This window comes from Geobacillus sp., from assembly GCF_017515625.1.
GTDB classification, from domain to species: domain Bacteria; phylum Bacillota; class Bacilli; order Bacillales; family Anoxybacillaceae; genus Geobacillus; species Geobacillus stearothermophilus.
In genome coordinates this window covers 1-9,609 of record NZ_JAFWFM010000027.1, presented here as the reverse complement: position 1 = coordinate 9,609, position 9,609 = coordinate 1, and the positions used below count along the sequence as shown (strand labels likewise).

Annotated in this window: 9 protein-coding genes; 1 reads left to right on the top strand and 8 read right to left on the bottom strand. The window is 49.7% G+C overall.

Annotated features, from left to right (window positions below):
* The first annotated feature begins 204 nt into the window (after positions 1-204).
* Entirely contained in the window at positions 205-1,443 is a 1,239-nt protein-coding gene (locus IKE44_RS01795) for a GGDEF domain-containing protein (protein ID WP_049625410.1), read from the top strand.
* A gap of 372 nt (positions 1,444-1,815) precedes the next feature.
* Here IKE44_RS01795 and rlmH read toward each other — a convergent pair whose 3' ends face one another.
* The 8 genes from rlmH to yycF form a co-directional block, all read right to left on the bottom strand.
* Positions 1,816-2,295 (bottom strand): 23S rRNA (pseudouridine(1915)-N(3))-methyltransferase RlmH, encoded by a 480-nt coding sequence (gene rlmH, locus IKE44_RS01790; RefSeq protein WP_020754209.1) that lies wholly within the window; start codon positions 2,293-2,295, stop codon positions 1,816-1,818.
* An 83-nt stretch (positions 2,296-2,378) separates the two neighbouring features.
* Positions 2,379-2,528 (bottom strand): CxxH/CxxC protein, encoded by a 150-nt coding sequence (locus IKE44_RS01785; RefSeq protein ID WP_064213449.1) that lies wholly within the window; start codon positions 2,526-2,528, stop codon positions 2,379-2,381.
* A 62-nt stretch (positions 2,529-2,590) separates the two neighbouring features.
* Positions 2,591-3,808, bottom strand: coding sequence for a S1C family serine protease (locus IKE44_RS01780; RefSeq protein ID WP_053532759.1), 1,218 nt, complete (start codon positions 3,806-3,808; stop codon positions 2,591-2,593).
* 101 nt (positions 3,809-3,909) lie between these two features.
* On the bottom strand, positions 3,910-4,704 hold the full coding sequence (locus IKE44_RS01775; protein ID WP_033016890.1) for an MBL fold metallo-hydrolase: 795 nt from the start codon (positions 4,702-4,704) through the stop codon (positions 3,910-3,912).
* 6 nt (positions 4,705-4,710) lie between these two features.
* The gene (locus IKE44_RS01770) at positions 4,711-5,496 is read right to left on the bottom strand and encodes a two-component system regulatory protein YycI (RefSeq protein ID WP_121678144.1); all 786 of its coding nucleotides are present in this window, start codon (positions 5,494-5,496) and stop codon (positions 4,711-4,713) included.
* Positions 5,483-6,811 carry a YycH family regulatory protein gene (locus IKE44_RS01765; protein ID WP_121649996.1) on the bottom strand — a complete coding sequence of 443 codons (1,329 nt, stop codon included), beginning with the start codon at positions 6,809-6,811 and terminating at the stop codon, positions 5,483-5,485. The genes IKE44_RS01770 and IKE44_RS01765 overlap by 14 nt, the downstream gene beginning before the upstream one ends.
* On the bottom strand, positions 6,804-8,633 hold the full coding sequence (gene walK / locus IKE44_RS01760) for a cell wall metabolism sensor histidine kinase WalK (RefSeq protein ID WP_121678145.1): 1,830 nt from the start codon (positions 8,631-8,633) through the stop codon (positions 6,804-6,806). The genes IKE44_RS01765 and walK overlap by 8 nt, the downstream gene beginning before the upstream one ends.
* 6 nt (positions 8,634-8,639) lie before the next feature.
* The gene (gene yycF / locus IKE44_RS01755; protein WP_049625405.1) at positions 8,640-9,353 is read right to left on the bottom strand and encodes a response regulator YycF; all 714 of its coding nucleotides are present in this window, start codon (positions 9,351-9,353) and stop codon (positions 8,640-8,642) included.
* Positions 9,354-9,609 lie beyond the last annotated feature (256 nt).

Here is a 9,609-nt window from a genome sequence, read left to right as displayed (position 1 = left end):
CTTGATCAATTTTATAGTTTTGTGTACAATTCATCTGAAGTCCTCCTTGGTATGGTGAGTGATGTGGTTGACACCCCTGCATCATACCAAGAGGGCTTTTTTTGATCAAGTCCCCGGAAAAGCTCCTAACGGGAATGCTCTTTTTAGCATCGCTTCGTCAGCGCTGAAGTTGTCAGAGGTCAGATAATAGGAGAGAGAGTCGACATGTTATTCCGAGCGCGACCGGTTATTTTTTCCGTTTTTTTCGCATCGATTGCTGTTGCGGTTATGTCAAAACCGCCTTCCTTCGATCGTACATATATGATCGCCTTGCTGTTTTATTGGCTGTTTTCCAGCTTGTATTCGCACTTGCGCGTCGTCGATAAAACAAAAAACAATATCCCGGTTGACTACGGCATCAACTACAGCTTATCGTTCTCCTTGTTTGCTGGCCCACTCGGGCTGCTTATTTTTGAATCGCTGTTTTGCTTGACTGAACATCTGACAAAGAAATATTTAAAAACAGCGGAACCGGATGAATGGCTGCACACGTTGTACAACATCGGCTCATTTGTGACGTTCAACTCATTGGCGTTCGCTCTATACAACCTCCTTAACCCGCTGTTTCAATCCGTTCCGCTTATCGGTTTTTGGCTGCTCGTTTTTCTGCTCGTCGTCATCGTTTCATTGCTGACTGATTGCTGTCTCATCATCGTTTTTTATCTCACCGGCGATATTCGGACACAAGGCGAAGCGCTTGAGTTTATTAAAACAAGAAGCTGGACGGACATGGGAAAAACGGCGCTGACAAATGGTCTGTTATTTCTCTTTTTGCAAGAACAGCGGTGGGATATGCTTTTAAGTTTGTTTTTGCTTAATTACTTTGTCAGTCGCTCGTTTTTTTCCAAATCGCAAAGCATCCGTCATAAACTGGAGCGCGATCAGTTTGAGAAGATGGCGTACACCGATTTTCTCACCGGCGTCCATAACCGCGCCTACATGGACAAAACGATCGCCAAGCTGAATGGGACAGGCGAATGGATCGGCGTTGTCGTCGCAGATATTGACAATTTTAAATCGATTAATGACACGTACAACCACGCTGTTGGCGACGAGGTGATCCGCCATTTTGCCTCAACCTTGAAACAGTTTCTCAAAGAGGGCGATTTTTTGTTCCGCAGCGGCGGTGAAGAATTTACGATGTTTTTGCGTCATCGCACGTTTGAAGAGAGCGTCCGGCTTGTCGAGGAGATTCGAGAAGCCGTGCGCCGCAGCACCGTGTTGGTCGATTATATGGCGGCGAAACGTCCCATTGCCTATACGTCGTCGTTTGGTCTTTACTTTTGTCAAGCAGAAGGAACGATGTCAATTGAAAAAGCGTACATTTATGCCGACCATTTATTGCTCCGTTCGAAAGAAAGCGGCAAAAATAAAGTATCAGCCCAATGCGGGGGAGTTGCGTGACGGGGCAGCTCCTTTTTGTTTTCTCCGCACCGTCCGGCCTAAGCAAAAACGGCGCAGCCACCATACATTAACGAAAAAATGGGGCTATCCTCGGCTGCACTGCCAAGGCAAACTTCTTCATCCTTTTCAGTAATGGATGACAGAAGAGGAATAGTTCAATAAGGTGGTGAGGGCCCTTTGATTCATCTTGTTACGGCGACTAACGACGCATACCCCTTGCCTCTTGGGGCGATGTTAAAGTCGTTGTTTGCCGATAAAACGTCCGAACATCGTGTCACCATTTATGTATCACACGAAACATTATCGGAACAAAACCAGCTAAACTGAGAAAAAAGTATTAAAAAAACATCCCCCAAAGTAAAAGGGGACGGCTCACTTGTGATACGGCTCCCCCCGGTTGATCCGAAATGCGCGGTAAATCTGCTCGAGCAAAATGAGACGCATGAGCTGGTGAGGAAACGTCATTTTCGAAAACGACAACGCCTCGTCAGCGCGCGCCATCACTTGTTTGCTTAAGCCAAGCGAGCCGCCGATGACGAACACTACCTTGCTTTTGCCATAGGTGGCGAGCTCATCGAGACGGGCAGCAAATTGCTCGGACGATTTCATCTTTCCTTCAATCGCAAGCGCGATGACGTGGGCGTCATGCGGAATTTTCGCCAACAGCCGCTCGCCTTCCCGCTGTCTGATTTGCTCTTCCTCAAGTTCGCTTGCCCGTTCGGAGGTTTTTTCATCGGCGACCTCAATGATCTCAATTTTTGCATATGCGGACAGACGCTTTGTGTACTCATTGATCCCTTGAATTAAATATTTTTCCTTCAATTTGCCCACAGCAGCAATGGAAATATGCACACATCATCCCCACCTTACAAACAACTTATCAACAATATTTATCCACATATACACAACACATATCCACATATTGTGCAAAAACATCAGCATCCTACGGCATAGACAGCCTTTTTCTTGCAAAAACGGCACAGTTTTTCGCTGTTATCCACAAACATGACATCAGGGGCCTGCTCCGTCTCATCCACATATTCGTCAATGGCCATATCGATGTGCTCCTCACATGTGAATATCATCATTCTCGCTCCTTTCCTTGTGGAAAAAAGAAGGAGCGTTTCCGCTCCTCCATCGTTTTCGTTTAATACGACTCACGCGTCAACTTCATCGTGACCGTGCGTTTTTCCCCATCACGATAAAACGTGACTTCCATCCGGTCGCCGATCGATTTTTTCGTATACAAATATTTGCGCAAGTCGAGCACATTGCGGATTTTTTCGCCATCAAGCGCCACGATGACATCAAACTGTTTTAAGCCTGCCTGGGCGGCTGGCGACATCGGCACGACTCGGATGACCGCAGCCCCTTCTGTTACATTCGGCGGCAAATGAAGCGTCGCCTGCAAATGGTACGATGGGATGTCGCTCAGCGAGCGAAGTTCAACGCCCATATATGGACGGCGCACTTGTCCGTATTTTTCCAAGTCCGAAATGATCGGAATGGCTGTGTTGATCGGGATCGCAAATCCGATGCCTTCAACCGCCTCTTGGGCGATTTTCATCGAATTAATGCCAATGACTTGCCCTTTGATGTTGACGAGGGCGCCGCCGCTGTTGCCCGGGTTAATGGCTGCGTCTGTCTGCAATACTTCCGCATTCCAATCCGGAGAGCCGTCCTGGTCCAAGTCAACTTCCACCGTCCGGTTCGTCCCGGAAATAATGCCTTGCGTCACCGACCCGGCAAACTGCAGGCCAAGCGGGTTGCCGATGGCGATGACCGGCTCTCCTGGCTTTACCGCGTCGGAGTCGCCGAACTCAGCCACCTTTTTCACATGCTTTGCATCGATTTCCAGCACAGCCAAGTCCATTAGCACATCGCTGCCCAGCAGCTTCGCCGGCACTCTCGTCCCATCTTTGAGGCTCACTTCGAGCTGACTGGCGTTTTCAACAACATGATGGTTCGTGACGATAAACGCCCGTCCTCCCGCTTTCTTGTAAATGACGCCCGATCCGACGCCAGCCTCGCCTCCTTGCGACCAGAAGCTGGCTTCTTGAATGTTGACAACGCCGACAACCGCATCCGATACTTGGTCGATCGCCTTTGTCACCGCCGTCGTCACATCGACGGAAACGCTTTGCCGAACCGCAGGAGCTTCACTTTCCCCTTCCGGCTTCCCTCGTTCCTCTTGCGACGGCACGATGTCGTACGGGAGGACGTCCCAACGGGAAAACGCCGGAATGGACATGAGGACAAGCAATCCTCCTAACACAGCGCCGACAAGCGTGGACAAAAACGAACCGCTGCGCCGTTTCCGTCTCGTTTGCCCGTGCGCTTCGTAATGGTCATCGTAATATCCCACATTCACCACCCTTTCCACATTCGTCTTCATCCCTCATTATAATCATCAATAGAGAAAAAAATCCAACAAACACATTTTCCCCAGTTTAGCCAAAACGCCTCTCATACATACGCCAACGCGGTCGCCCGACGGGGATCGGTGTCGTATAAATGAAAGCGGGCGCCGACTGCCAGCCCTCTTTGTTCCAATATTTGCGCCACAGTCATGCGCGCCAGCTCTTTCATATTGTTATCTTGACTTAAATGAGCCAAATACACTTGTTTTGTCCGCTCCCCGATCACATCGGCAAGCGCCAGCCCTGCTTCCTCGTTCGAAATATGGCCGACATCGCTTAAAATGCGGCGCTTGACGCTCCACGGATACCTCCCCATCCGCAGCATCCCGACGTCGTGGTTGCTTTCAAACACGAACACATCAGCATTTTCGATCGTCTTTTTGATCCGCTCGCTCACGTAGCCGGTGTCGGTGAGCAACGCAAGCTTTTTTCCCCCGTAGTGAAAGACGTAAAACATCGGTTCAGCCGCATCGTGAGAGACGCCAAACGATTCGACATCCACATCGCCGAACGTCCTCACCGCGCCGAGTGGAAAGACAAATTTTTGTTCGGCCGGAATGTCGCCGACGACCTGTTCCATCGCCCGCCATGTTTTTTCATTCGCATACACAGGCAGGCGGTATTTGCGAGCGAGCACCCCAAGCCCTTTAATGTGGTCGCTATGTTCATGGGTGACAAGCAGCCCATCAAGCTCCTTTGGATGGCGGCCGATTTCGGCAAACAGCTGCTCAAGCTGCCTGCCGCTCAACCCGGCGTCGACGAGCAAGCGTTGGCGGTCCGTTTCAACGTAAAACGCGTTGCCGGTACTGCCGCTGGCCAGTACACTAAATCGCATCGTCATTCAAGCTCACTCCAACACACTTCCTTCATCGGTAATGACTTGTCCTTCAAACGCATTCACAAAATAATCTTCTTTCCGATTGACGACGATATGCCATGTCGGCGTCAACACTTGGGAAGCGGTAAACTGGACGAGGCCATAGTAGCCAAGCTCCACTTTCGTGACGCGGTCGCCCGGCTGCAAATATCCTTTCCGGTACAGCGTCTCAAGAGCTTTAATGGCCGGAACGATGTCTTGTTTCCGCTCGTATTTTTCCAAGTCATCGAGCATCGTCTGTTCATAAGAAACAGCTTTTTGCTGCTTATTGACATGAATGATGAGCTTGCTGTTTTCGTTGCCATAAATCATTTTGCCTTCGTACACTTGGTAACAAATTACCGTTCCTTCCCCTTCATCAAATGACCAAAGGGCGTACTGCTCCCCATCCAAAATATAGCGCCGCAAAAACTCGCGCAACTGGTACGGGTCGCTGACATTTAAAGCAATGGGATGGAGAAACGTTCCTTTCAATTTCGTTTCTCCTTCTTCGATTTTTGCTTTTTGCGCGGACAGTTTTTTCGTATCGGCGGCGGTAAACTCTCGGCTTTTGCCGCTGACGTACGCCGCTTTCGTCACTTCTTTCGGCAGCTCCACATACGTGATGCCGTTCGCTTCGAGCTGCTCTTCAATGGTCGTTTCCAAAATGACATCAAGCTGGCTGCTGTTTCGTTTTTCCACAAACTGATACACTAAAAAGCAGTCGAGGATGAGGAACACAATGATGAAAATCGTCTTCGTTTTACTCCAATCCATTCGTTCCCCCTCCTCCGCCGTCCCCATCGTCGCTCACTTTTTTCCACGTTTGCTCGTACAAATAAAACCACGCCGGTTCCAGACGAATCACTTTCTCCCGTTCCGGATCTTTGACGAGCTCGTAGCCGATGGCGATATCTTTCACGAGCGATTTGCGAACGCCTTTCGCTTGTTCAAGCTGTTTGACGATCTCACGGCCGGACGGCAACGTTTTCGGGGTTCGGGTGCGGTCGGGGATTTCCAGACGGAAGAGCGGGCGCTGATATTTCATTAAATCGCTCGCCCCCCACGTCTCCACGATTTCCGACATGCCGTATTCATTAAAAACCGGATACCCGTTGACAACAAGCCGGAAAATGACTTTCCGATCTTCTTCACTCCAACGGGCAAAATGGTATAAATCAGTCCAGCCGCCATGTTCATTGACAAAATCAATGCTTTTTTGAATGAAGTGAGTTTCTTGATCAGTTTGGCCCATATTGGAGACACGGGCTGCCGGATTGACATACAGCAGCATGCGCTGAAAGAAATCGACGTCCATCAGCCGCGAACCATCGGTGTACTCCTCGCCAAACGGAATCAAGTCCTTTTTCACAACGCTCGGGTCGCTAAACAGCGCTTCTTTAAACTTATCGGCGTCCAACTCATCGGTGTAGTATTGCAAACTGCTAAGCTCCACTTCTTTTTCCGGCAAATAAAGCTGCTTCGTCTCACTGACCGGATAAGCGAAATAACGGGGAAAATGGTTGGCCTCCTTCGCCAGCCGGCTGATGGCGTCCTGCGAAGCGTCACTGGCGGTCGCCTTATAAATTTTGTGCTTATCGGTTGCGATAAAATAGACTGGGAATTTATCCCCTTCACTGAATGGAACGAGAATGCGGTCAAATGCCAAGCCATCAAGCCCTCTATCTTCCACCGTGAAGATCAACCGGTAAATATCGATCGGCAGCTCGTCTGGGTAAATGATTTCCAGCCGCTCTTTTCCGTCTAAAAACGACAAAAACTTTCCTTGCGGGACGGAAGATGAAATGTTCTCAAAATCGTCGAGCGCCCATTTTTTGACTTCTTTCAGCACTTCATTTTTCTTTTCCTCTTTCGTGAGGGCGTAGTGGGCTCCGCCTTTATGGATGAGCACCTGCTTTGGCTGCACGACCATCTCCGTATCAACTTGCGTATTGCTGACGGAAACGTGCTGAATATACTCGTCGTTTTGCAGCACGTCATATTTAGGATGATACGTCCATAAAGCAAACGTCATCATAATGCTGATGAGCACAAGCGACGTCAACACAACTGTTTTGATCGCTTCATACATCGTACCAGTCATCCTTTTGCTCCCGTTCTAGCGGTAGCGTAAAATAAATCGTCGTCCCTTTATGTTCTTTGCTTTCCGCCCAAATCGTCCCGCCATGGGCGAGCACGACTTCTTTGGCAATGGCCAGTCCGAGGCCGGTGCCGCCCAATTTGCGCGACCGCGCCTTATCGACCCGGTAAAAACGCTCAAAAATTTTCGCCAAATCGGCCTTCGGGATGCCGACCCCTTCGTCGCTGACGCTGACAATGATCTCGTCGGCCAGCTCGCGGACGCGGAACGTGATCGTCCCGCCTTGCGGAGAGTATTTCAACGCATTGGAAATGATGTTATCCAATACTTGTGTGATTTTGTCCTCATCCACTTCGATGAAAATCGCCTGGCGCGGAATTTTGCGAACGAACCGGATGTTATCGCTTTTTGTCAGTTCAAACCGGTCAATCACTTTATGAAAATAAGCCGAAAAATTGATCCATGTCTTTTTCAGCTTGTAATCTTTGCTGTCGAGCTTCGACAGATGAAGCAAGTCGTTGACGAGCCGAATCATGCGCTCCGTTTCATTTTGCACGACTTGAATGAACCTTGGAGCGATGTCTTTATCTTGCCAGGCGCCATCCGCCAATGCCTCTAAATAGCTTTTCATTGTCGTCAAGGGCGTGCGTAGCTCATGCGAGACATTGGCGACGAACTGCCGCCGCTCGCGGTCGATTTTTTCTTGCTCGGTGATGTCGTGCAAAACGACAATCAGCCCGTTGACAAACCCGCCCTCTTTTTGAATGACCGATAGTGACGCCCGCAAAATGTACAATTCCTCATCGGTGCTGAAATCCAAAATGAGTGAGTCGCGTTCCTCGAGCAGCGTTTCAAACGTATATTGGTCAGCGATGCCGAGCACGTCGACGATCGAACTCGACAGCACTGTTTCACGTGAAACATTCAAAATGTTTAACGCCGCATCATTAATGAGAATGACGCGGCCGCGGCGGTCGGTCGCGATCACGCCATCGGTCATGTGCGTCAACACCGACTCAAGCTTGCGCCGTTCGCCTTCCGTTGTCGCCTGCGCTTCCTGCAGTTTTTTCGTCAAGTTGTTAAAGGTCATCGCCAGCTGGCCGATTTCATCATAGCCGTACACTTTGACTTTGCGGGAAAAATCGCCCCTTGTCATCGCCAGCGCTTGCCGGCGCATATCGGAAATCGGCCGGGTGATGGTGCGCGACAAAAAAATGCCGAGCACGGCGGTAATGACGAGCGCGATCCCCGTCCCAGTCGCCAAAATCATGTTGATTTGCCGCATTTGCGAAAAGACGTTTTCCATTGAGGCAATAACGTAAATGACCCCTTTGACTTCCCCGCTCGTCTTAATCGGAGTCGAGGAAATGTACATACGATGGCCTGTCCTTGAATCAAGCATCATCTGGTCGACAGTTTCGCCGGTGACGAGCGAACGCTTCACGTAAATCTCTGTCGTCCGCTTCCCGACGATGTTTTGCATATACGGATTCGACGTCGCCAACACCTTCCCTTTGGCATCAATGACGCGCACTTCGGAAATATCTTGGGAAACGAAATCATGAAGAAGCGAACGGATGTCTTCTTCCAATGTCGGGCTTTTTTCATCGCGCTCCCGATTCATTGCCTGCTCGACGTTATAGGCGAGCAGCGTCACCCGTTCGTTCAGTGAGTTTTTGAAATTTTGCACAAGCTCCGTTTCCAACTTACGGACAAAATACACGCCGATGATTTGCATGGCGACAAGAATGAGCAGCACATAAATAATAACAAACTTAAAGCGGATCGAACGAAATGGCCCTACTTTTTTCATGCCGACTCATGACTCCTGTTCCGGGTTGCGCAAATAATAGCCGACGCCCCGTCTTGTGACGATCCACGACGGATGGGAAGGGTTGTCTTCGATTTTTTCACGCAGCCTTCTTACCGTCACATCGACCGTGCGCACATCGCCGTAATAGTCGTAGCCCCAAACCGTTTGCAGCAAGTGTTCGCGCGTCATCACTTGGCCGATATGTTTCGCCAAATAGTGGAGCAGTTCAAATTCGCGCTGGGTCAACGCGATCGTCTCCCCCCGTTTTTGCACGACGTACGCATCTGGACGGATGACAAGCGGCCCGATGACGATTTCATTCGTTTCATTCTCCACTTCCTCTTGGTTGGCTGTTTGCGCATGGCGGCGCAAGTTCGCTTTGACTCGCGCCAGCAGCTCGCGCGTGCTGAACGGCTTTGTCACATAATCGTCCGCCCCCAGCTCCAAACCAAGCACTTTATCAATCTCGGAATCTTTCGCCGTCAGCATGATGATCGGCATGTCGTATTTTTTCCGCACCTCGCGGCATACTTCCATGCCGTCTTTCAGCGGCAGCATAATATCCAATAAAATCAAATCCGGCATCGTTTCTTCCACTTTTTGCAGCGCTTCCTCGCCGTCATAGGCGCAGATGACTTCGTACCCTTCTTTTTGTAAGTTAAATTGCAAAATATCGGCAATCGGTTTTTCATCGTCAACAACTAAAATGCGTTTTTCCATCTCGCTCACGCCCTTCCTTTTGCGATGGAATGCTATCATTATTAATTTACCACGTTATAAAAACGAAATCATCCTTTGCCCGCTGCCATTTTGAGGAGCAAACCATATATATAGATGCAATTTGAAGATTTACCATTTGCAGCCTTTATCGACTGTCAGGCGACCGAACAACGCCGCTTCACAGACCCATATATGGGTCTGTGAAGCAGGTGGTTGTTCGGTCTTCCGTCACGCCTTGGCGTGACGGGGCAAGCCT